Genomic DNA, 24274 nt, shown 5'->3' on the forward strand with positions numbered 1-24274 from the left:
GTCTCCGACTCAGTAGTTCTATGCCGAGTACCACGGACAAGCACGAATCGATCCTCAAATGCGCCTGCCCGCGAATTTTTTATTCAGGGATTAACTTCTGACGGAAGACAGTTTCGCCCCAGCGACTGGGCGGAGCGATTATGCGGCGCGATGTCCTGTTTCCGACCTGAGGGTAGTGGCGGACGCAATGCGCATCTGCAATATTCTCCCTATGTCCGACCTGTGATGTTGAATGGCGTGCGCTCAGTCGTTGTCAATGAAGATTTACGCGAAATCGAGCCGCTGGCTTACCATTTTGTCGTCAACTTTGCCAAAGATAATGATTTGCAAATCGTGCATGCTTGCCTTTTGCCTGATATAGATTCATCGAATAAATAGCCAATAGCCAATCGCCGGGTAGAGGGATCTGTCGATGCTTCAACTGGCGTACATCACCTAGGAGCCTGTCGGACTTAGGGATAATCGGCTGCAAAATGTGCTGGCCGGTCCATATTTCACCAGCTTCTTGACCAATAGCTCGCTAGGGCGCTGCAAGTTTGACTAAGAACCAGCGACAAAATCTGTCCTCGCCCAGCATATTTTTGGCCTCGATCCCCTAACTCCGACAAGCTGCTAGTATCACCAAAAAAAATGTATAAAATTTATTTCGGCATTACTGTAAAAAAGACATCACAGTAAGACGTTTCCAAGCCAAAGTCCGTGTAATATTTCGCACAATTATGTGCCATGGAGTGGAAATGTTTCGAAGTAATAAGCCATTCATTTTGCCCATTGCAGCCGTATCAGGATTGTTGCTTGGCCTCACTATTACGCTGGCTGGATTTGTCGGAGTGCGGTATCTCGAGCGCCAGAAAATACAGGCCGATTTCACGCAAAGCGCCAACATTCAAATACGTAGCATCGTCAACGGCTTCGCAGACGTGGTCTATAAGTTACGAACAGTCACGCAATTATTTGCCGTGGTTGATCACGTTAGCCGCGAACAATTTCATGACTTTACAGCGGCATTATTAATTCATTCGCCCTATATTCAGGCACTTAGTTTTCAGCGTTTGATGTCACCACTACAGCGTGCCGCTTATGAAGTTGACATTCGTAAGCAGTATCCTGACTTTCATGTCCGTGAAATGCCGGGTGCCAAGCCAGAAGCAAGCTCCCCCGAGACACGCTACCGTGTTGTTGATTATCTGGAGCCGATGAAGGGTAATGAAGCTGCGTTCGGCTTGAATATGACCAATAATCTGGCGCAGATCGAGGCGATTGAACGTGCCCGCGATACCGGTCAACCATCGGCTACTGGCGTGCATGCCGTTTCACAGCCCCGGGCCTATAAATATGGCGTCGTTATTCTCGCCCCAATTTATCAGCGCGGTGCAATCCTCACAACTGTGGAAGACAGGCGACAGGCTGTGATGGGATATGCAGGGGCGGTGCTACGCGCCGAAGAAGTCATCGGGAAGTTGTTAGTCAGAGAGGACAATGGGCCGCTGACCGATATAGCGCTCAGCGTGTACGCCAATGCGGCACCAGTTGCCTCGGGTCTGATCTATCGAAGCGGCAATAAAGCCCTGAATTCTCTTGCATCCCCCAACGCCCTGTTGACGTGGATTTTCCAGGACCAGCAGTCCAGCATCGCACGTAGTTTCGACGTTGGCGGAAAGACGTGGTTTATCGTCGCCACCACAGCGCAACCCGGTTTTATCAAGGATCATCTCGGGTCCTTGCTAGTGCTCATCGTGGGAAGTTTATTGAGTTTGTTTGGTGCTGCCTATGTGTATGCCGTCACCACGCGCTCGCGACGCATTTTGCAACTGGTGGATGTCCGTACCCGGCAAGCCCGGCTGGCAACTGAATTAATGAAAGAAGACAGTGTTGCGCGCAAACGTGCAGAATTAGCGTTGCAATTATGCGAGCGGGCGATTGAAGCCAGCGCCCACGCGATTATTATCATGAGTGCGACCCTGCGCGATCATCCTGTTGAGTATGTTAATCCAGCGTTTGAACGTATCACCGGTTACACCGCCGATGAGGTAATCGGACGCAATATTGCCGTACTACACGGTCCCGATACCGATCAGGCTGGCGTCATAGAAATTCGTACCGCCCTCAGAGAACAGCGCAGCGCCAACGCGATATTTCGGAGTTATCACAAAGATGGCGCGTTGTTTTGGAATGACGTCTACATCGCACCGGTCAAGGATGATGCTGATAACGTCACCCATTTTGTCATCGCCTTGTATGACATTACAGAAATGAAGCGCTACGAAGCTGAACTCGAACATCAAGCCCGCTACGACACCTTGACCGGGCTGGTTAATCGTAACGTGTTGCGTGATCGCCTGAGTCAGGCAATTGTGTACGGCGCGCGTTACAACCATCAGATATGGGTGTTATCGGTTGATCTGGATCGCTTTAAATTCGTCAACGACACGCTCGGCCACACCGCAGGTGATCAGGTATTAAAGAAGGTCGCCGCGCTGCTCAAATTATTTACGCACGAAGGCGATACCCTTGCACGCCTAGGGAGTGACGAGTTTGTCCTGATTCTGCCTGAGGGACGCCAACAAGGTGTGAGCGTCCAATTGATACGGCAGATCATGGAAGCGATAGAAATACCGCTGGAGATCGAAGGAAAAAACTTTTTCCTGACATGCAGTATCGGCGTAGCCGTCTATCCCGATGATGGCCAGGATGCGGAGTGTCTGCTCAAACATGCCGATATCGCCATGTGTCGCGCCAAAGAACTGGGTAACAATAACTATCAGTTCTACACCGCCGAAATGAACGAACGCGCGCTGGAAAGATTGCAAATTGAAAGCGACTTGCGCAGCGCCTTGATGCGTAATGAATTCGTCCTGCATTACCAGCCGCAACTTGATTTGCGCACCGGTCGTATCATAGGCATGGAAGCGCTGATCCGCTGGAACCATCCCACGCTAGGGGTCGTAGCGCCGGGGCGGTTTATTGATCTGGCAGAAGAAACGGGCCTCATTGTCCAGATCGGTGCCTGGGTATTGCGCACCGCTTGCGAAGACATCAAAGCGTTGCAGCTCAAGGGATTGGGCTATTTACGGGTCTCAGTTAATTTGTCGGTACGCCAGTTTTATCAGCATAATCTGGTGGAGTCGGTCGTCAAGGTATTAGAAGAAACCGGTCTTGCACCGCATTATCTGGAGTTCGAATTAACCGAAAGTCTGGTGATGACCGACGTACAATTGGCCGTCAGTATTCTGGAACATTTAAAAACGGTTGGTGTGCAATTGTCGATTGATGATTTCGGAACCGGCTATTCCAGTCTGGCGTATCTGAAGCGCTTTCCCATTGACGCCCTCAAGATCGATCAGTCTTTTGTGCGCGATATTACCCGCGATCAGGACGATGCCGCCATCGTTACCTCGATCATCTCACTGGCACATAATCTACGCTTGCAGGTGATTGCCGAGGGAGTCGAAACACGCGAACAATTAGCCTACTTACAGCGCCATCGGTGCGATGAAATGCAGGGTTATTATTTTAGTCCGGCAGTGCCTGTCGGCGAGATTGAGACGATGTTGCGTGAGGGTAAATCACTATCCTAAGGCTGTCGCCTTGCGTGCCAATCACAATTCACTTTTGGAGCGAACCATGACCACGACCAGAATCGAACGCGATACCTTCGGCAATATTGACGTCCCGACAGAGCGGCTGTGGGGCGCACAGACCCAACGCTCACTTGCGCATTTCCATATTTCTACCGAGCGCATGCCGACCGAATTCATCACCGCATTAGCAGCTGTCAAATATGCTTGCGCCCAAGTCAATCTGGACCTTGGAAAACTCCCCGCGCAGAAGGCTGAGGCCATCATGCAAGCGGCAGAAGAAGTCATCGGCGGCAAGCATCCGGACGAATTTCCACTCGCCATCTGGCAGACTGGTTCCGGCACTCAAAGCAACATGAACATGAACGAAGTGCTCGCCAATCGCGCCTCTGAATTAATCGGCGGTGAACGCGGCGAAGCACGGTTAATTCACCCCAACGACGCCGTTAATTTAAGCCAGTCGTCGAACGATATTTTCCCCACTGCAATGCATGTCGCAGCGGTAACGGGCATTAGCGTATCGTTACTACCAGCATTGCAGGCCTTGCGCGCGACCTTGCAAGAAAAATCGCTGGCGTTCGCCGACATCGTCAAAATTGGCCGCACCCATTTGCAAGACGCAACGCCGCTCACGCTAGGTCAGGAATTTTCAGGCTATGTTGCGCAGCTTGATTTTGCCGAGCGCATCATCGTCGCGTCCTTAGACGGCCTGTACGCACTTGCTGCTGGCGGCACAGCCGTTGGCACCGGGATGAATGCGCATCCCGAATTTGGCGCCCGCGTTGCCGCCGAATTGAGTAACTCTCTCGACCAGCCTTTTTGTACTGCAGAGAATAAATTCGCCGCGTTGGCCGGTCACGACGCCTTGGTCGCCGCCCACGGTGCATTAAAAACTCTGGCTGCGGCCCTGATGAAGATCGCCAACGATGTCCGTTGGATGGCCTCCGGACCGCGATCCGGCTTGGGTGAACTGAGTATTCCAGAAAACGAACCCGGCAGTTCGATCATGCCTGGCAAGGTCAACCCAACTCAATGCGAAGCGCTCACCATGCTCTGTTGCCAGGTATTCGGCAACGATGTCGCCATCAATTTCGGCGGCGCGTCTGGTAACTTCGAACTCAATGTATTTAAACCACTGATTGCACATAATTTTTTGCAAAGTGTCCGCTTGCTGGCCGACGGCATGTTGAGCTTTGATCATCACTGCGCACGCGGTATCGGTGCCAATGAAGATCGGATTGCCGATTTAATGGCGCGTTCTCTCATGCTGGTCACCGCACTGGCCCCGCATATCGGTTACGATAAGGCCGCGCAAATTGCCAAGCATGCGCATCACGATGGCAGCACATTAAAGCAGGCCGCCCTCGATCTTGGTTATGTTACCGAGCAAGAATTTGCAGAATGGGTACAGCCTTCTAAAATGACGGCTCCACATTAAAGAACTATGTTTCAACTCCTATTTTCCTATTCAAAATCGTGGATCGATGTTGCGTTTGTCCACGGTTTTTTTTCGTCTGTTTCTTCTGTTTTGTCTATTACGTATGACGACGCGCCCAGATAAGCCGGCATCATGCCGGGTCTCTCCTATTTTCGGCATTCTGTTCAGTCTGCTGTGCCTTCCGACAACTGCAGCTCTGGCAGCCTATAAGGTTGAGATTGACGCCCCGAGCGCTATCAGCGCATTGCTAAAAGAGCATCTGGATCTGGTGCGCTACAAGGATCGCGATGATCTCAGCGATGATCAACTCAAGTTCATGCTCGATACCGTGAACGATCAAGTCACACAACTCGTCTCCACCGAGGGGTATTTTTCACCGACCACCGAGATCACGGTCGAGCCGGGCGAGATCAAACTTATCCGTCTGAAAGTCGATGCGCATGAGCGCACTATCGTTTCCACCGTCAAGCTCGATATCACCGGACATGTGGTCACAGAAGTGCCGGAAAGAATCGGCCGTATTGAGCGCAACTGGCGTCTGCCCGTCGGTCAGCCATTTCGCCAGAGTGATTGGGATGCAGCGAAAGAACACAGTTTGGGTTTACTGCAATACAAAGGTTTTCCAGCGGCCAAAATTGTGCGCTCCGAGGCCCGGATTGAACCTGAGAATAATGATGCGCAATTGTCGGTCCAGTACGATAGCGGACCGTCCTTTACCCTCGGCCCGTTAGAAATTAGCGGTACTAAGCGCTATCCGCAAAGCATTATCGAGAACATTAATCCGCTCAATGTCGGTGAGAACTACGATCTTGATCGCTTACTGTATTTGCAGCGTCAAATTCAAAGCACCGGTTATTTCGGCAATGTGATCGTCGGTATCGATGACGATCCGGCGCATCCGACGTTAACCCCGGTGAAGGTGCAAGTGACTGAATTTCCAGCGCAACGGGTGCGTGCCGGTGTCGGCTATGCGACCGATACCGGCGCACAGGTGCAAGGAAACTATACAAATTTCAACGTATTTGGAAATGCCTGGGTGTTTGATAGCCAGGCTAAGCTTGAACAACAGCGTCAGTATGGATCGCTGCAACTCAATATGCCGCCGGACCAACGTGGCTTCGTCAACGGCATCAATACCTCGATCGATCGTACGACCCTGCAAGGGGTCGACTTGCGCAGTCAGCGCATAGGCTTAAAGCGTACACGCACGTTGGAGAACTACGATACGACACTGACGCTCGATTTTTATCGCGATTCTTTACAGCAAACCGACGGTGCAGTACTGCCAACCAATACGGTTGTTTTACCGGGCAAGCACCAAGCCGTCGTGCCCGGATTTAGCTGGACCCGGCGCGATGTCGACGATCAGATTTTCCCGACAGACGGTCATATATTTTCAGTTCAGACAGGCTTAGCCGTACAAGGGTTGCTGACCGACCAGAGCTTTTTCCGCGCGTATCTACGGTACAAGAAATTCATCCCCATAGCCAAACGCGACATCATGATTTTTCGTATAGAGGGTGGGGCGGTATTCACCAAGGGCGGCAGCGCAGAAGTGCCTGCGTCGCTGCTGTTCCGCGCCGGTGGCAACGAATCTGTGCGTGGGTATGGCTATCAAAGTATTGGTAACACGCAAAACGGTACTGTCTATCCAACTAAATATATGGTCACCGCTAGTGCCGAATATCAGCACTGGCTCAATCACACCTGGGGTGGGGCTGTGTTTTACGATATCGGCGCGGCCACCAATAACTGGTCCGACAAGGAAATCAAAGTCGGCACGGGCGTGGGTTTGCGCTACCGTAGCCCGGTTGGCCCGGTCAATGTTGACCTTGCTTACGGCGTGCAGGCCAAAAGCTTCCGGCCACATATTTCGCTCGGGATTGCTTTCTGAACGTCAGTTTTGACAAGTCCTGATAGTTACGCATTTTATTTATTTTTCACAAGAAGACATAGCGCATGACCAGAGCATCAACATCTGCAGAACCTGATCCAGACCAGCCTTCCAAAGGCCAGCGCAATGGCGGCTCGCATGTTCTCCGCAGAATAGTCGCATTATTTTTATCTCTGCTATTGATCGCCGTGTTGGCAACGGTCGCCTTGTTGGTCGGTGTGCGTTCCGAATCCGGCACACAGGCAATCTGGAAAGCCGCTATCGGTTTATCCCAGCACCATCTCAGCGGCCAGTTCGAAGGCGGCACGCTCAAAGATGGCATACGCCTGAAAAATGTCGTCTACCGCGACGCGACGCAGCAATTTTCTATCGATAAAATTGACGCCGACTGGCAACTGAGTTTCTCTCCGCTCAAGTTCAGCGTAGGCCATCTGCACGTCGGCACTGTGAACGCTAAGATGCAGCCCAAACCGTCCGAACCATTAACCCTGCCAACCAGCCTGCGACTGCCGCTGGCCTTGTCGCTGGAAAATATCACGCTCGATAAACTGGTCATCGAGCAAGGCGCGACGGTGACCGAATTGCGCAATCTGTCTCTGCACGGACAATCCGATCGCCTGCACCATACGCTGGTAGTCGAGCAGCTCGATACCCCATTCGGTAGTGCTAACGCCACGCTGCATGTACAGGGCGACGCGCCCTTCGTCATTAGCGGCGGTGCGCAATTGCAGGGCGCGTACGCGCAGGAAAAATATCAACTCGATCTCACTGTCGCCGGATCATTGTCGGCATTGAATCTCGACCTCCATGGCAGTGGCGATAAATTGCGCGCCACCGCCAACATCGCCGCCACCCCATTCGCGACGATCCCTTTTCAACGCATACAACTGCGCGCCAGCCACGTTAATCCAAAATTGTTCAGTGCCGCAGCGCCGCTCGCCGATCTGAGTATCGAGGCTGATCTGGCCCCGGTCACAGCATCGGTCACGACCAATGCCGATTTGAGCATGCTCGCAGTCAGCGGCCCGCTGCGCATCACCAATGCCATCCCGGGTGCCATCGATAAAGATCGCCTGCCGCTGATGTCTGCCTCTGCCAGGTTACGGCTGGACGCACACAATCAGCAGCTCTCTGAGGTGCAGATAAAGTTAGTCGATAAAGCCACCATCAACGGTGCCGGTGAATACCATAGCGATGGCAAACAAAAAAACACCGGCAAATTTAACTTCGAAGTTGCCGGTCTTGATTTACATGCCTTGCACGGCCAGTTACAAGCAACGCAGTTACGCGGACCTGTCGGCATTGTACTGGCACCGCAGACGCAAGCCATTACCTTGGCGCTTGCCGATCCGCATTATTCGGCCAAAGTCGACGCTCTGATCGACGCACAGAAAATCGATATCCGCCAGGCCCAGTTGCTTGCCGGGTCGGCGCATCTGGACGCGAGCGGAACGCTGGGGCGTGAGGGCGAAATGGCCTACACGGTCAAGGGAAAGTTGCGTGATTTCGATCCCGCTTTATGGATAAAAAACAGCGCATCGAAAAAAATTGTCACTAAAAATCACATCAATCTGGATCTGGATGCGGCAGGTAAGTTGACCCCGGCACTCCAGCTAAAGCTGAAATTCAATGTTCTCGACAGCGTCTATGATAATTTGCCGATGACCGGCAATGGCGCCATTAATCTGATCGGAAAACGGCTGCTGCCAAGTGATGCGCAATTGTCAGTGGCCGGAAACAACGCACAGTTAAACGGCAGTTTCGGCGCGAGTGGTGACCGTCTTAACGTCAAAATCGAGGCCGCACAATTACAGCGATTAGGCTTTGGTTTATCCGGCGCACTGTATCTGGACGGGCAAGTAACCGGCAGCATGCAACGGCCTGCCGTGAAGGCCAGTTACCGTGCAGAAAAATTACAATTCGGCGGGCATCAGATCGACAGTTTGTCCGGGCAAGCTGACATTGAGACCGACCTCAGCGCTAAGCTCAGCGCTGCTGCGAACCGGCTGCAACTGAGCATCGATGCGCAGGGTTATCGCGGACCGGACATCGTGCTCAAGACAATGAAGGCACATCTTTCGGGCACCTTTGGCAGTCACAGCCTGACGCTGGAAAGCGCCGGTACTGTGCGCGAAAAACCATTGGACCTGAGCGTCGCCGCACAAGGAAAACTGATCGACAGCGCGACCGGATACGGTTGGCAAGGGACCTTAAACACATTCAAAAATCAGGGCACTCCCCGCATCTCGCTTGATACGCCGCTCACGATTAGCGTGGCAGCCGATAAGCTCGTGTTAGGTGCTACGCGCCTGACGATTGCAGACGCCGTCCTGGAATTAAAAAGTTTAACGATCGACCACGGCAAAATACAATCGGCGGGTGCGATCAATACGCTGAAGATCGATACCGTACTCGATTTGATCCACGAATTTACCGGGAATGCACCACCGATTAAAACCGATTTGGTGCTCGACAGCCGTTGGGATGTCGGATTGACCGACCACGCTACCGGCTTTGTTGAGATCAATCGTCGTAGTGGCGATATTCGTTTGAATACAGGGCGCGGCGACACGGCGTTGAGCTTATCTGAACTACGCTTGCGGGCCGATTTTCAGGGAACCCAGGTCAAGCTCAATGCGGCATTGGCAGCCCAGCGGATCGGGACCGCCAATGCGCAAGTACAACTAGGATTGACGCGTGTAGGAAATAGTCTGACGCTCACAGATAACGCCTCATTGTCTGGCACCGTCAACGCCAGCGTACCGCAATTGAAAACCGTCGGCGGCCTGATCGGGCCGCAGGTTGCTTTGGATGGCAGTCTGACGATGGCATTAACGCTGGCGGGTACCTTGGGTCAGCCTGTGATGTCCGGTCCTGTCACCGGCGATAAACTCGCTGTGACCCTGTTTGATCAGGGCATAAAATTGCGTGACGGGGTGGCCCGGATCAATGTGGAAAAAAATGTCATCGCGTTGCAGCAGTTAGAGTTTCATGGCGGTGACGGTACATTGCGCGCCAGCGGACGCATCCAGCCAGGCAAATCCAATCCCGATTTAAGCGCAACGATCGTGGCTGATCGCTTGCAGCTTTTTGCCAGCCCGGATCGCCAATTAATGTTATCGGGGCAAGCCAAGGTCGCCAACGTGAATGCGCAGTTGCACATCGACGGCAAGTTCACGGTCGATAAGGCGCTGTTTGATTTACCCAAGAGCAGTGCGCCTGTGCTGGGCGACGATGTGGTCATCGTGCGGCGTGACACCAAGACGCGTGCTACGGCCCTGACTGACACAGAAAAAATGACCAGGACCGCAGAAAAACCCGCTGGCAGCCTGAGCCCGATCATGAATATCGACGTTGATTTCGGCAGCAATTTCCGCTTTCGCGGTAGCGGTGCCGATTTGCGTTTGGGTGGGACCATGACGGTGCATAGCGAACCCTTTTCACCATTGCGCGCCAGCGGCACGATCCGTGTGACTGACGGAACCTACGAAGTGTTTGGCCGCAAACTAGCGATTGAGCGCGGTCTGATTAACTTCAGGGGACCGATCAATAATCCGAACATTAATATTCTCGCCATGCGGCGCAATCAGGATGTTGAGGCCGGTGCAGAAATCAGTGGCTACGCATCGGCACCGAGGATAAAACTGGTGTCCGAGCCGAACGTTCCCGATGAAGAAAAGCTCTCCTGGCTGATGTTCGGCCACGGCAGCGACAGCAGCGCGCTTGGCCAGCGCCAGGCAGCAGGTCAGGCCTTAGCATTTTTGGGTAATTATGGCGGCAAAAAAATTGCGCAAGGCATCGGGCTCGATGAGTTCTCGATCGGATCAAGCGAATCTGGTTTGACAGATGAGCAGGTTGTCAATATCGGCAAAGCGATTACCGACAAAATCAATCTCGGCTATGAACAAAGTCTGACCGGAGCGGCCAGCGTATTGAAACTCACCTGGCAATTCTCGCGCCGTTGGTCAGCGGTCTTGCGCGGCGGCACGATCAATGGATTTGACGTACTGTTTACGCGCCGCTTCGATCAGTTTTTTAAAGATAAGACCGCTACCATTCCGGCCGAAAAAAAGGATGCGGAGGCACCATAAAATGACGCCACTCAAATACCTTCAAGCCTACCCGCAGGCATTGCAAGACCAGATCCGCCAGCTCATCTTAGAGAACCGTTTGGGCGACTATTTGCTCAAAAAGTATCCGGGCAAGCATGCGGTGCAAAATGACAAAGCCTTATACGCCTATACCCTTGGGCTCAAGCAGGCACATTTAAAAAATGCACCGAATATCGATAAAGTGCTCTACGACAGCCGACTTGATCTCACGCATAAAGCGCTGGGTTTGCATACCGCTATCTCACGCGTGCAGGGCGGCAAACTCAAGGCCAAAAAAGAAATTCGTGTCGCTGCTTTATTTAAAGAAGCCGCCCCGGAATTTTTGCAAATGATCGTCGTACACGAACTGGCGCATCTCAAAGAGCAAGATCACAACAAAGCGTTTTATAAACTTTGCGACTACATGTTGCCGGGCTATCACCAGCTTGAGTTCGATCTTCGGGTGTTTTTGACGTATCGGGAACTACTAAAAAATACGCCGGTAATGGCTGATAAAGGATCGCAGTGAACCAACAATTTTCTCTAGCCTGCGAGCGTAATCGCCAGCCAATCGCCATCGTTCTGGCGACGCAATTGACAACGCCGCAACGGGTACTCGAAATCGGTAGCGGCACAGGTCAGCACGCGGTGTATTTTGCGGCCCAATTTGCGCAAGTGATCTGGCAAACCAGTGATCTGCCGCAAAACCATCCGAGTATTTTGGCCTGGCAGCAGGAGGCAGGATTGTCAAATGCATTACCGCCACTCACGCTCGACATGGACGATGCGGCATGGTCGCACACGCTCACTGATCAGTACGATGCGGTGTACACGGCCAATACTTGCCACATCATGTCGTGGCCGCAAGTGCAAACCATGTTTGCTGGGGTGGGGCGTGTGTTGACGTCAGGCGGTCGCTTCTGGACCTATGGGCCGTTTAACGTCGATGGGCAATTCACTAGCGCTAGCAACGCGGCTTTTGATGCCAGCCTGAAAGAATATGCGGCGCATATGGGGATACGCGATATGGCCGAGTTAATCGTTTTAGCGGCAGCGAACGGTCTAACGTTACGGGCCGATCATCCCATGCCAGCGAACAACCGTTTGCTGGAATGGGAGCGGGTTTGATTGACTAGATTAACCGGATTAAGCGCGACGCCCTGTCATTTCTGCGCCAGCATCCGGGCGCAGCTTCATGGCAAACGGCAGCGTGCCCAGAGCGATGATGGCAATGGTTAAAAATGCCGGCCAGAAGTCGGCGCTGACGATGGTGGCATGGCCTTGCAGATGATTCGATAATTGCAGTGCGTAACCGCCGACTGTTACGCCCATGCCGATGGCGAGTTGCTGGGCCACGCTGGTTAAGCTGGTGGCCTGACTCATTTGTTGCGGATTGATATCGGCGTAGGCGATGGCGTTAATACTGGTGAATTGCATGGAGCGGATACAGCCGCCGATGAGCAACAAAGCGCCCGTGATGACATGGGGGGTATCGGCGGTGAGTGCGCAAAATGCCGCCATCGATGCCGCACCGAACAGGGTGTTATACATCAGCACGGTGCGAAAGCCAAAGCGTTTTAGCACCACCGTAGTAATGGTTTTAACAAACATTGCACCGATGGATGATGCGCAGGTGAGTAAGCCCGATTGAAACGGTGACATCCCGAATCCAAGCTGAAACAACAGCGGCAGCAAGAACGGCAAAGCACCGATCCCAATTCGAAACAGCGAGCCGCCATAAATATTCATGCGCAGCGTAGGAATCGACAGCAGACGCAGATTGAGCAGCGGATGCTCGCAATGAAACGCATGCCAGACATACGCCGCTAGCGAGAGCGTGCCAACGACCACGCAGATCAGGGAGACGTCACTATCGACCAGATGGCGACCAGCGCTGGCCAGACCAAACATCAGACAAGAGCAGCCGATGGCTGAGAGTAAAAAACCGATCCAGTCGAGCGGTACGGTTTGCTCTTCGCGCAGGTTTTGAATATATCGATTGGCAAGATAGATGCCGAAGATGCTGATGGGGATATTGATAAAAAATATCCAACGCCAATGAAAATACGTCGTGATAAAACCACCTAACGGTGGCCCGATAACCGGGCCGATCAGCGCTGGAATGGTCAGATAACTGAGCGCCTTGACCAGATCGGCTTTGGATACCGTGCGCAAAATAACCAGCCGCCCGACCGGGACCATCATCGCGCCGCCGATGCCCTGAAAAAATCGCGCGGCAACAAATTCGGTCAGCGTGTGCGACATCCCGCACAGAATCGAGCCGAACATGAACACGCCGATGGCGGTACGAAAAACTGTGCGCGCGCCAAAACGATCGGCCATCCAGCCGCTAATCGGAATGAACACCGCCAGACTCACCAGATACGAGGTCATCGCCAGTTTCAGCGCAATCGGACTTTCGCCCATATCGAGGGCCATGGCCGGTAATGATGTTGCAATCACAGTCGCATCCATGTTCTCCATGAAGAGCGCGCAGGCGACGATTAAGGGGGTAAGGAAAACGCGAGAGATTGCCATTAGTGTGATGAGCGGGGGTGAGCAGGTATGAGTACTTGGCCCGACTTTGGGAGCCGAATAGCCTGATTTAAAGCCGCCTAGTATAGCCCTTTGGCGTATCCTTCGTTGATCGGGTAGCATACTTGCCTGTCCCTGTTTTTGGATCATTTTGCGCATCCACAGCGCTCTTTTGGAACTGCGATTCTGCAATAAATATGACCGTAACCCTTCCATCCAGCTCCACCATGAATTCAGATTTTTTCGACGTAATACCAACGGAACCAGAGAGCGCAGCCGTCAACGTTACCAACGTTACGCATCCCGATCAGGGATGTTTTGCGCTACTCGACGACCGCAGCGCTGGGCAAACTGCCGCCGTTTCGCGTTTGTACACCGGCTATCAGCGCACCTTGCAATGTCATGATATCGGGCAATTTGCGTCATTGCTCGAGCAGATGCAGCAAGCGTTGCGAGAGGGTATGCAGGCGGTAACGCTATTGCGCTACGAGTTGGGCGCTGCGCTGCATGGGGTGCCAGCGGTTGCCGTTGATGCGCCGCTGGCAGAAGTATTGCTCTTCACGCACTGCCAGAAATTGACCATGACAGAGGTTGATTCCTGGTTGGAACAGCATGCTTGTGAAGAAGAACGTAAAGCGATGGCCGCCGGCTCCGCCTGCATCCCCGTTTCCGGCATCGCTAAGGTGCGACCCAATATCGATACGACAGAATTTAACGCCGCCATCGCCCGCATCCACGCCTATATCGAAGCTGGCGACACCTATCAGGTGAATTACACCTACCGCCTGCATTTCGATGTTTACGGCACGCCACTGGCCTTGTACCGACAATTACGCGAACGCCAGCCCGTGCCTTACGGTGCACTGATCGCCTTGCCGGACGGTCGCGCTGTATTGTCCTTATCGCCGGAATTGTTTGTACGCCATGCGCAAGGCGTGTTGACTGCGCGCCCGATGAAAGGCACCGCGCCCGCCAGTGGCGATCTGCTACAAAATCAGCAGACTGCGCTGGCGCTCGCTGCCGATCCCAAAAATCGTGCCGAAAATCTGATGATCGTTGACTTGCTGCGCAATGATCTGGGCCGCGTAGCACAGCCCGGATCGGTACATGTCCCCAAGCTGTTTGAAGTCAGTCGCTACAACACCGTGCTGCAAATGACCTCCACCGTGCAGGCGCAATTGCGCGACGATGTCAGTCTGACGGAATTGATGATCGCGCTGTATCCATGCGGCTCGATTACGGGTGCGCCCAAGCTGCGTACGATGCAGATCATTGCCGAACTAGAGGCGGCCCCACGGCATTTGTATACCGGTGCAATTGGCTGGTTCGATGCACCCACAGGCGAGCGCTGCATTGGCGACTTCTGTATGTCAGTGCCGATCCGTACCTTGCTGCTGGACACCGAAAGCAGCGACGGCGTACGACACGCAGAGATGGGCGTCGGCGCAGGCATCGTGCACGACAGCGTCGCCGCAGACGAATATGCAGAATGCGCCTTGAAAGCAACCTTTCTGACCGGTCTGCGCGCACCATTTTCTTTGTTTGAAACCATCTACGCCACGCGCCAAGACGGTTGCCGTCATCGCGATCTGCATCTGGCCAGATTGCAATCTTCGGCTACTTATTTTGGATGTGTGTTTGATGCGCCGCAATTACATGCCCGTCTCGACGCACACTGTGCGGGCTTGACCGATACCGGCGCTTACCGCTTGCGTTTGAGTTTGTCGGCCGATGGCACAATTTTGATCACGAGTGCGCTGTTGCTGGCGCTTACTCAGCCTGTGAAGGTCTTGCTTGCCAGCACACCTATGCAAGCTAACGATCTGTTTTTACGTCACAAAACCACCTGGCGCAGTCGCTACGATCAGGCTTGGAAATACGCTGAGCAGCAGGGCGCTTTTGATATGCTGTTTTTTAATCAGGACGGCGAGTTGACCGAGGGCGGGCGCAGCAACGTCTTTGTCAAACTAGCCGGGCGCTGGTACACGCCGCCGCTAGTCTGTGGTTTGCTGCCGGGCGTGATGCGCAATGTGATCCTCAATGATCCAGCTTGGGATGTCTCGGAGCGAAAACTCAGCCGGGAAGATCTGCAGGCTGCAGAGCAAGTCATGCTCTGCAATGCGCTGCGTGGCACGTTGGCGGCGGAAATTGTCTGGCAATCCCCGCCTCAATAAAACTGCTCCAGCATCGGAAACTGTTGCACCAACAGCGGTATCACGCGCGCCGAGGTCAGCGCCCCGACAATCCCGATCACCGAGATCGATACCATCGCCAGCGTCAAACGTACCGTCAGGCTGCGATTGCGGGCACGTAATATCAACGGCAGATTGATCAGCACGCTCGCCAATGAGGCGATGACTGCGCCGGTTGACACGACGTGCGCCGATATTGCATTGCTGGTGAGCAAACTAGCCGCTGCCGCCACTGCACTGGCGCTGGAGACTATCCCGCCGATCAGGCTGACCGCGTAAAAACCCAGTTCGCCAAAGCTGTTCTGGGTGATCACGCCTGCGATGTGCAATATCAAAAACAGCAAACCATATTTGAGCGCAGCGGTGATCGAAAACGGCAGCGGCAGTGTCACCGGCTCAGCCTGACTATCGTCGGTGGTGCGATGCGCATTGCGGTCCATAAAGAACCAGCCTGCGTTGACCAGCAGCATCAAAAAGAACGGCACAGCAGCGGTCAGCGCCGCTTCCCGGGCAAGAATAAATAGCAGGCAGGCATTGCGGATCGTCATCGCTGCCGTTGCCAGCAAAATGCCGCGATAGGCGGCGCTGACCGTCTCCGGATGGTGGTCTTTGGCGCGCGCCGCCATTTCGTTGACGGTCACGCTGCTGTTGACCAGTCCGCCCAAAAATCCAGCCAATGCGATGCCGCGGGTGCCGTAGATTTTCCACAGCACATAGTTGATAAAGCCAATACCGGCAATCAAAATCACCGTCACCCAGGCAGCGCGTGGCTCAATCAGATTCCACGGTCCGATAGTGCCCATCGGCAGCGCCGGATAAATCACAATCGCCAGAATCGCCAGCATCAAGGCCGAGCGCATTTCGGCCTCGGTCAGGCCAACGCTAAATCCTGCCAGCCGATCTTTCCAGGCCAGCAGTGCCGTGACGATCACCATCACCGACGCCGGTGTTGCAGTATGGCCTTTGCCGCACAAAATCCCGATCACGCAGGTAATGAGCATCGCTGCCGAGGTAGTGAGCTCGGTGCTCAGATGGGTACGTAACCGTTGCAGGTTTAAAAATACCGTCAAGCCGCCGGTCATGAATAAAATCAAATACGCATAACCATCGCCCAGAATGCCGCCCATGCCGCCCAGCAACGCGATCAGGCCAAAGGTCCGTAATCCGGCTTCTTTGCCGCGCCGCTCGCGCTCTAGCCCAATCAACAGACCCAACGCCAGCGCCAGACCGAGGCGGGTCAGGCTGATTAAGTAAGGCCATTTCACTTCTGGCAAAGACATGCCGATCTGAATCAATGGCTGTGCGGCGATGGTGAGGGTATGGGGATCGGTGATGGTCATGGCGGGCTATGTTATTGCTATGGGGGAAACTTTACACTGAACGTGGTTGTAGTGTGGGATTTTCTATGTGTCAACGCGTTGACACATAGATTTTTTTGTATATACTCGTATCTACATTTTAAGGAGTTACCATGAGTAAGACCGCAACCTTAACAGTGCAACAATGGGGTAATAGCCTGGCGGTGCGCATACCCGCAGCGCTTGCGCGAAAAGTCCACTTTGTAGTGGGGCAGCCAGTAGAAATTTCTACCGATGATTTCGGCGTTGTCGTGCATCGCAAAGGTTCGCCTAAGCTCACGCTAGAGCAAAAGCTCGCAGCATTTGATCCGACTATGCATGGCGGTGAAGCAATGGCCTCTGATCCCATAGGCGGGGAGGTATTTTGATGGCAGGCAAGGGCAAGGTATGGATTCCTGAACGACGCGATATTATCTGGATTGATTGCAGCCCCCAAGTCGGACGGGAGATGAAAGACGCTCACCCATTGCTGGTCTTGTCTCCAAGAGCATTCAACGACCGGACCCGGATTGTCATTGGATTGCCGATGACAACGGCTGAGTCCAACGAAACCAATCCATTTGCGGTGAAATTCGTTGGAGCCAGGGGTAAGGTCAGTTATGTCTTGGCACACCAGCCCAAAAGCTTTGATTGGCGCTTGGGAAACGCGAAACCGCATCCCTGGCAAAAGGTCTCTGAAGAAGTGTTGATTCTGGCAGGAGAAATGTTGAATCAAATTATTACTATTTCCGAATAATCATCGCGCCAGATGGAGATGCTTCAATACGTCGTCTTAGCCGCCTCCCGAATCGCCTGCTGCAAAATCTTCGCCCCCGGCGACAAAATATGATTGCGGCGCGTAATGATCCCAAAGCCATCCATCTTGCAGGGCAGTTCAATGGGCAGAATCGATAGCACATTGAGTTGCGCATAAAAGCGCGACACTTCAATCGGCATGACATGCAAAAAGTCAGTCTGTTGCAGCAAGCTGATGATGGCCAGCGCAGCGGTGGTGTCGATCACATTGGTGGGCGGCGGCAGGCCGTTTTTGTGAAACATCATATCGCTGCGATGGCGCAAAATACTGCCGCGTGGCGAGAGTATCCAGCCCGCACCGGCAATGTCTTTCAATTGCAAGTTGGAAGTATTGCGCAGCGGATGGTCAATCCGGGCCACTGCGCAGACCGGCTCATCGGCCAGTTCTTCATAGGCCAGATCATCGTTACCCTCCTGATCCAGAATCCGCCCCACCATAAAATCGAGGGAGCCGCGCTGCATGCGTTCGAGCAGGATATTGCTGCTCTCGATTTCAATGCCGATGCGTAGCATGGGCGAATGTTGCTTTACGCTGGCAATCGCCGCTGGAACCAGATTCATCCCCGGGGTAAGGATCGCCCCGACATCGACCTGACCGGATAATCCGGATTTAAGCGCCGTAATGTCGTTATGCGCCTGCGACAGGCTAGTGAGCGCCATGCGTGAATGGCGGATCATCGCCTCGCCATAAATAGTCGGACGCATCCCGCGCGGCAGGCGATCGAATAACTGCACGTCGAGCATGTCTTCCAGATCTTTCAACTGCTTGGAGGCGGCTGGCTGCGTCATGTTTAAGGCTTCGGCGGCCCGATGGATATTGCGCTCTTCATCCAATGCAATGAGCAGCAAAAGTTGACGTGTTTTGAGTCGCGCCTGTAGAAACCAGTTACTGTCGCTGTGTGACATACTCGCCCTCAATAATTGTTTGTTTGACCATTTTTGTTGATGATACGTTAAAAATGATACCAAATTCAGTATCAAAGTGGCATAAAAATTCATTAGAAAGATATCGCAGCACTCTTTACACTAGGGCTATACTTCCGGCCGCATTTTGCCCGCCCCCTCCATTCATCTCAAAGGATTCATCGCATGAATACAACTTTCGCCAACTATCCCAGCCTGACTGGCCGCTCGGTATTGATTAGCGGTGGCACCACCGGTATTGGCGCCGATATGGTGGCGCAATTTGTTGCACAGGGCGCTAAGGTCAGTTTTCTTGGTCGTAATCGTGAGGCGGCAGATGAGTTGATCGCTTTTTCAGTGGCGCAGGGACCGGGCCTGCATACGCCCCTCTTTTTGCCATGTGACGTCTGCGATATTGCGGCACTGCAAGCCGCAATTAGTGCCGCGCGTGCGCATTTCGGGCCGATTTCAGTGTTAGTCAATAACGCCGCAAATGATCATCGTCACAGCATTGCTGAAACCACAGTTGCCAGTTGGGATAACGGCATGGCGGTCAATTTGCGTCATCAATTTTTTGCCGCACAAGCGGTGATGGACGATATGCAATCACTGGGCGGCGGCTCGATCATCAATCTCGGATCGATCAGCTGGAAAAACAAAACCGGCGGCATGCCTGCCTACACCACCTCCAAAGCCGCGATTCAAGGTTTGACGCGTTCTTTGGCACGCGATTTGGGGCCGCTCAATATCCGTGTCAACACGCTGGTGCCGGGTTGGGTCATGACCGATAAGCAGGTCAAATTGTGGCTGGACGAAGCCGGTGAGCGTGAGATCGATCAGATGCAGTGCCTCAAAGCGCGTCTGGTGTCTGCCGATATTTCGCGCATGGCGATGTTTCTGGCAGCCGACGACAGCAAAATGTGTACCGCGCAAGATTTCATCGTCGATGGCGGCTGGGTTTGATCTGAGAAATGGACAAGCAAATGACAACCGCTGGCTTACTCATTGATGGTCAGCATTTACTCGGTGAAGGTGTGCTGTGGTGCGAGCGCACCGGACGTTTGCTGTGGACCGATATTCTGGCCTCGCGCTTATGGTGTCATACACCCGCTAAGGGGGATGTGGCGTCATTCACCCAAAGCTGGGCGATGCCCGAGATGCTGGCCACCTTTGCGCTGACCAACGATGATGATCGCCTGCTGTTAGGGCTGGCTTCGCAACTGGCGTGGTTCAATTTTTCCAGCGGTAAGATCACGACGATTGTGACGGTGGAGGCAGAGTTGGCGGTCACCCGCATCAATGACGGGCGCTGTGATCGTCAGGGCCGATTTGTGTTCGGTACCAAAACCGATGCGCCCGATCATGCGGCGACTTGCAGCTTCTATCGCCTCAATATCGATTTAACGCTGGAGCGCTTGCCGCTGGCCGCCGTGGCGATCAGCAACAGTATTTGCTTTAGCCCGGATGGCGCTACGATGTATTACTGCGACACGATTAGTAACACCATCCGCTGTTGCGACTATGCATCTTTAGATGGTGCTGCGTCGCTAGTGGCTTTTAGCAACGACCGTCTGTTCGCCGACATGCACGATCAGCCCGGCTCGCCCGATGGCTCCACCATCGACAGCGAAGGCTGCTTGTGGAACGCACAATGGGGCGGCTATCGCGTAGTGCGCTTTACGCCCGATGGCAGCGTAGACCGGATCATTGCGATCCCGGTCTCGCAACCGACTTGCGTGGCCTTTGGCGGCGCTGGTTTGTCTACTTTGTTTGTGACGACAGCGCGTGAGGATTTATCGATTGATGCGATATTGGCCGAGCCACATTCTGGTGGGGTCTTTAGTGTTGCGTCGGGTGATATACGGGGTTTGCCGGAAGGGCGGTTTCTTGGTTAGAGGGTGAGATTGATGATGCATGCATGGCCACATTTCATCATCAATTTTTAGGACTCACGCAAAATTGCCTCAGCGGCGTTGTGCTTTTTTCGATGATTTACTGAGTGCGCCTTTTCGGTTGCGGATCAGCCATGCGAAAGATAAAAGGCACACTTCCATCCGGTGCTACTAAGAGCATGTCTGCGGGCTTGTTGACCTTGATATCAGGGTAAGAGGACATGTCCTCAGCTTCGAGACACTGCGTATACGACAGCGCTGCTGTCCCTAATTCGTCATTGATGAGGCGAATATGTTGCTTAATAGTGATGGTCCCTTTACTACTTTCAGACAGTTGATTAAGCCCATTAATACTGATTGTTCTGAAGCAATCAAAATCACACTTTGGCATACTCAGATTAATTGTCTGATTTTTGAGATCAAGGCCAGCAAGTCCTTTCTCTGCGATTGTTTCCAGAAGAAAGTTTCGCGCGGCGACACTTGGGCTGACGTCATCTCTGTTGTCGGCAAGGCAAGCAGCATATTGTAATTTTTTTCGAATTCGCCTTTGTAATTGATTTTGACGATAGTCTGATGGAATGGCCCAAAGTCGACATTGATAGCGAAAGTTGTCTTGAGTTTTTTCATCATGTCTACACTTATTGGATCTGTTCCATTGACGTAGAAGAGCTCCGGTTTTGTGTTGCCTGTATAAAATTGATCGTTCCACGGCGCTGTAAAAGACGTTGTATTCACTAATAAAAGTGAGACTTCATCAAGTTCTGACGGAGCTAATTGAATGTCGTTGATGAGCCCGTCTGTTGCTTTACTGACCGTCTGTTTGACCATCTCAATGGTATTAGCGACGCTCCTCGGATTCTCAAAGTCACACGACTTGACATCCCCGATATCAGGCAGCAATTTAAGTACGTTAAGTTGATCTGCGGATAAAGGGTAATTCTGATCGTAGATCACTTGAGTTTGACTCTCGAATCTGACGTTGGGGTTGTTCCCATCCTCTGCGTGGAGATCTCTTAGGTAGGCACTATTTTCCTCAGGGACGGACGACATATCAATAGAAATCACCGATTAACGCAAAATCCGCCCAATATCCGCACTACGCAAAGAAATCTTATCGGCGTCCTGATACAACAATCCGATACGGCGTTGCAGCGGCCACCAACCGGACCATAGCGTTGTCTCGGCTGTGATATCGACACTCGCAATCAGCGCTTCATCGGCCCGCACTGACGCCGTAGCCTTTGCATTGAGCACCTGTTCGGCTTGCGTGAGTGACAGGCAAACATGCGTCGTCGCTTGTTCCAACAGCGCATTGACGGCAGGGCGTGGCAAGCTGCCCTGATGGCGTTTAAGCAGCAGACGCAGGGCTGCCACGTGTGCCATGACCAGATAATTCTGGACGATAAATTGATTCAATTCTTCTGCCGCCCGATGCTTGCTGGCCGGTTCATCTAGCATGCGCACCAGCGTGGAAACCAGATCGGCAATGTTGTCGAGAAAACGTTTGCGACAAACGCGATAAATAAAATCGTCAGGCGTTTTAGCTTGCAACATATTATTTGCCGCTTCCAGATAACGCTGGTTACTGCTGAGTACGCGGCGGATCAGTTGCGGCAAGGTGCGGTATTCCCAACTCGGTAATACAAAGCTGAAAGCGGTTGCGATGGCGGCACCGATAAGGGTGTCAAACAAACGCTCGCCGATAACGTGGCCGCTGCTCGGAATGACCAGATTGATTTGCAGCAGAATCTGCATACTCGCAGCAATCGCGGTGTAGCGATATTTGACGTAAATGAAAGCGGGTGCGGCCACGGTAGCTAAAAACAGAAAGCCCAGCAGCGCCACCGGTTCGTGGACGAAATGCAAAATCAGCGCGGTGGCGACGCAACCGATCAGCGTGCCGAGCAGACGATCGCCACGGCGTTGCTTGGTCTGGCTAAAACTGGGTTTGAGGATGATCGCAATCGTCAGCACGATCCAGTAGCCGTGCGAGGTGTAGGGCAAATGCTCAGCAATGAACAGCCCGACAGAAATCGCCATCGCCACCCGCAAGGCAAACCGAAACACCGGCGATTGCCAGCGTAGATTCGCAATCAGTACACCCAAATGATATTTTTGCTGGGTCAGGAACGGCGTCATATCGGCCCCTAACATTTCTGGTAATTCGCCCTGTGTCCCTTGGGTGGCGAGGTGTAGCTTGCCGATCATGTCGATGGTTTCGCGGATTTTGTTGTAAGTGCTGCGCAGTAGTGTGAGCGCTTCTTCCGGTATTTTTCCGTCCAGACAGTCTTGTTGCAACTGTTCCAGCTCAGCCTCGATGGCGCGCAGTTCTGCCTTGTAACTGACGGTCTGAAAAGAAGCGCGCTTGCGGGTGACAGAGTAGGCGATGGATTCGATATCCTTGGCGGCCTTATTAATGACGTCGCGGAAATAGGTCAGGATATCCGCATCGGCAAAATGGTCGCGTAGTTGAAGATAGTCGGTATGGGTTGACAGGATGTATTCGTAGAGGTCAAACATACCAAAATGGACCTGCACCAGAATCGCATTCTGCTCACTTTTAGGCCCACGCAAAATCAAATCGCGGGAAGCTTGCTGTTTTTCTGCAAGCACAATTTGTTGCCGTACTAGTCGATTAAATTGATCGCCCAGCTCGACGTGCATGTCATAAAAATCGCCCTTGATATCGATATAGCGCGCCAACTCGAACAGCGCCTCGGCCAGTATTTGTTGCTTAATCCGATTACGCAAAAACCATGACACCACCATCGAATACGTCAGATAGACCAAGCCGCCAGAGAGAAAAAATCCGGTATGTAGAAATGCGCCACCGATAGAGACGCTGTTGCCCATCGATAACGTCATCGCAAACAGGGCCGCAAACTGGAGCGGCATGGCTTTTTTGCCGTAGACCACCATCATGCAAGCCAAAAATGTCACCAGTACCAGCATCGTGCTCAACAACCATTGAAACGGCGCGCACAGACTAATGATGAGCGTGACGATAGAACAGAGGATCACGCTTGAGAGCATCTCATTGAACTTATGCCGCAAGGGGCTGGGCAAATCCATCAGGCTAGTCGACAGCGCGCCGATACAAATCGTCATCGCGGTTGGCAAATCGGTGAAAGGCAACGCCAGCAACGTCATCCCGACAACACCGGTTGCGATTCGCAAGCCTGTATAGAAATAGTGACTAAAGATAAACGTGCGCAGATCCAGTGCGTAATGCATAAAGTGGTTTCTATTGTTGGGTGTCGTTGGCTAACCGAATAGTGTGAGCAAGATTCACGAGAAAATATGATAGCCCGCAAAAGCTAACAGAGGCTTAACAAGTTTTCTATATAAAATTTTAAAAATGGCATCTGACTGCACAACCCCAACCATGACGCACGCACAACTCAAAGCTAAAGCGCTTGAGAATCCGGCTGTGAGAGCCAAGTATGAGCGACGCAACCGTGAAGAATTTGTCATCCTCGATGAAATGCTTGCCGCTCGTAAAGAGGCAAGCCTTATTCGGAGCGCGTAACGTAAGCATCGGTCTGTATTGCCGTAGCAATTATGCGTAAGCCCTAAGAATGCATAAAGCCGACTTCAC

The 24274-nt window shown here is 52.9% G+C and carries 18 protein-coding genes; 13 read left to right on the top strand and 5 right to left on the bottom strand.

Annotation, left to right across the window (positions count from 1 at the left end):
• Window positions 1-81 precede the first annotated feature (81 nt).
• The 7 genes from ACVBEF_RS02630 (at window position 82) to ACVBEF_RS02660 (ending at window position 12129) form a co-directional block, all read left to right on the top strand.
• A complete protein-coding gene (locus ACVBEF_RS02630; RefSeq protein WP_447122458.1) occupies window positions 82-378 on the top strand; it encodes a DUF3579 domain-containing protein in 297 nt (98 codons plus the stop codon).
• Window positions 379-737: 359 nt separating this feature from the next.
• Window positions 738-3578, top strand: a complete 2841-nt coding sequence (locus tag ACVBEF_RS02635) for a bifunctional diguanylate cyclase/phosphodiesterase (protein ID WP_447122390.1) — start codon at window positions 738-740, stop codon at window positions 3576-3578.
• A 46-nt stretch (window positions 3579-3624) separates the two neighbouring features.
• Entirely contained in the window at window positions 3625-5016 is a 1392-nt protein-coding gene (gene fumC / locus ACVBEF_RS02640) for a class II fumarate hydratase (RefSeq protein WP_447122391.1), read from the top strand.
• A 103-nt stretch (window positions 5017-5119) separates the two neighbouring features.
• Window positions 5120-6910, top strand: coding sequence for an autotransporter assembly complex protein TamA (locus tag ACVBEF_RS02645; protein WP_447122392.1), 1791 nt, complete (start codon window positions 5120-5122; stop codon window positions 6908-6910).
• Between the two features lie 65 nt (window positions 6911-6975).
• Complete coding sequence (locus tag ACVBEF_RS02650) at window positions 6976-11001, top strand: translocation/assembly module TamB domain-containing protein (protein WP_447122393.1); 4026 nt, start codon at window positions 6976-6978, stop codon at window positions 10999-11001.
• A 1-nt stretch (window position 11002) separates the two neighbouring features.
• The gene (locus ACVBEF_RS02655) at window positions 11003-11530 is read left to right on the top strand and encodes a YgjP-like metallopeptidase domain-containing protein (RefSeq protein WP_447122394.1); all 528 of its coding nucleotides are present in this window, start codon (window positions 11003-11005) and stop codon (window positions 11528-11530) included.
• Complete coding sequence (locus tag ACVBEF_RS02660) at window positions 11527-12129, top strand: DUF938 domain-containing protein (protein WP_447122395.1); 603 nt, start codon at window positions 11527-11529, stop codon at window positions 12127-12129. The genes ACVBEF_RS02655 and ACVBEF_RS02660 overlap by 4 nt, the downstream gene beginning before the upstream one ends.
• A gap of 18 nt (window positions 12130-12147) precedes the next feature.
• On the opposite strand, the gene ACVBEF_RS02665 is transcribed toward ACVBEF_RS02660, so the two are convergent.
• Complete coding sequence (locus ACVBEF_RS02665) at window positions 12148-13539, bottom strand: MFS transporter (protein WP_447122396.1); 1392 nt, start codon at window positions 13537-13539, stop codon at window positions 12148-12150.
• Window positions 13540-13733: 194 nt separating this feature from the next.
• On the opposite strand from ACVBEF_RS02665, the gene pabB reads away from it, so the two are divergent.
• Complete coding sequence (gene pabB, locus ACVBEF_RS02670) at window positions 13734-15710, top strand: aminodeoxychorismate synthase component I (RefSeq protein WP_447122397.1); 1977 nt, start codon at window positions 13734-13736, stop codon at window positions 15708-15710.
• Here pabB and ACVBEF_RS02675 read toward each other — a convergent pair.
• Complete coding sequence (locus ACVBEF_RS02675) at window positions 15704-17068, bottom strand: MgtC/SapB family protein (RefSeq protein ID WP_447122398.1); 1365 nt, start codon at window positions 17066-17068, stop codon at window positions 15704-15706. The two genes, pabB and ACVBEF_RS02675, sit on opposite strands and share 7 nt — an antisense overlap.
• Before the next feature lie 131 nt (window positions 17069-17199).
• Between ACVBEF_RS02675 and ACVBEF_RS02680 the strand changes: the two genes are divergently transcribed.
• Complete coding sequence (locus ACVBEF_RS02680; RefSeq protein ID WP_447122399.1) at window positions 17200-17454, top strand: AbrB/MazE/SpoVT family DNA-binding domain-containing protein; 255 nt, start codon at window positions 17200-17202, stop codon at window positions 17452-17454.
• The gene (locus ACVBEF_RS02685) at window positions 17454-17822 is read left to right on the top strand and encodes a type II toxin-antitoxin system PemK/MazF family toxin (RefSeq protein ID WP_447122400.1); all 369 of its coding nucleotides are present in this window, start codon (window positions 17454-17456) and stop codon (window positions 17820-17822) included. Before ACVBEF_RS02680 ends, ACVBEF_RS02685 begins: the two co-directional genes overlap by 1 nt.
• A 23-nt stretch (window positions 17823-17845) precedes the next feature.
• Here the strand turns inward: ACVBEF_RS02685 and ACVBEF_RS02690 are convergent, their stop codons facing one another.
• A complete protein-coding gene (locus ACVBEF_RS02690; RefSeq protein ID WP_447122401.1) occupies window positions 17846-18787 on the bottom strand; it encodes a LysR family transcriptional regulator in 942 nt (313 codons plus the stop codon).
• A 183-nt stretch (window positions 18788-18970) separates the two neighbouring features.
• Between ACVBEF_RS02690 and ACVBEF_RS02695 the strand changes: the two genes are divergently transcribed.
• Together ACVBEF_RS02695 and ACVBEF_RS02700 are read left to right on the top strand one after the other, a co-directional pair.
• Window positions 18971-19747: an SDR family NAD(P)-dependent oxidoreductase gene (locus ACVBEF_RS02695; protein ID WP_447122402.1), complete on the top strand. Its 777-nt coding sequence runs from the start codon at window positions 18971-18973 to the stop codon at window positions 19745-19747.
• Window positions 19748-19755: 8 nt separating this feature from the next.
• The gene (locus tag ACVBEF_RS02700; protein ID WP_447122403.1) at window positions 19756-20679 is read left to right on the top strand and encodes an SMP-30/gluconolactonase/LRE family protein; all 924 of its coding nucleotides are present in this window, start codon (window positions 19756-19758) and stop codon (window positions 20677-20679) included.
• A gap of 390 nt (window positions 20680-21069) precedes the next feature.
• Here ACVBEF_RS02700 and ACVBEF_RS02705 read toward each other — a convergent pair whose 3' ends face one another.
• Both ACVBEF_RS02705 and ACVBEF_RS02710 read right to left on the bottom strand, forming a co-directional pair.
• A complete protein-coding gene (locus tag ACVBEF_RS02705) occupies window positions 21070-21741 on the bottom strand; it encodes a serpin family protein (protein ID WP_447122404.1) in 672 nt (223 codons plus the stop codon).
• A gap of 3 nt (window positions 21742-21744) precedes the next feature.
• Complete coding sequence (locus ACVBEF_RS02710; RefSeq protein ID WP_447122405.1) at window positions 21745-23910, bottom strand: FUSC family membrane protein; 2166 nt, start codon at window positions 23908-23910, stop codon at window positions 21745-21747.
• 151 nt (window positions 23911-24061) lie between these two features.
• Between ACVBEF_RS02710 and ACVBEF_RS02715 the strand changes: the two genes are divergently transcribed.
• On the top strand, window positions 24062-24205 hold the full coding sequence (locus ACVBEF_RS02715; RefSeq protein WP_447122406.1) for a hypothetical protein: 144 nt from the start codon (window positions 24062-24064) through the stop codon (window positions 24203-24205).
• The last annotated feature ends 69 nt before the right edge of the window (window positions 24206-24274 follow it).

It is taken from the genome of Glaciimonas sp. GG7 (assembly GCF_052976905.1).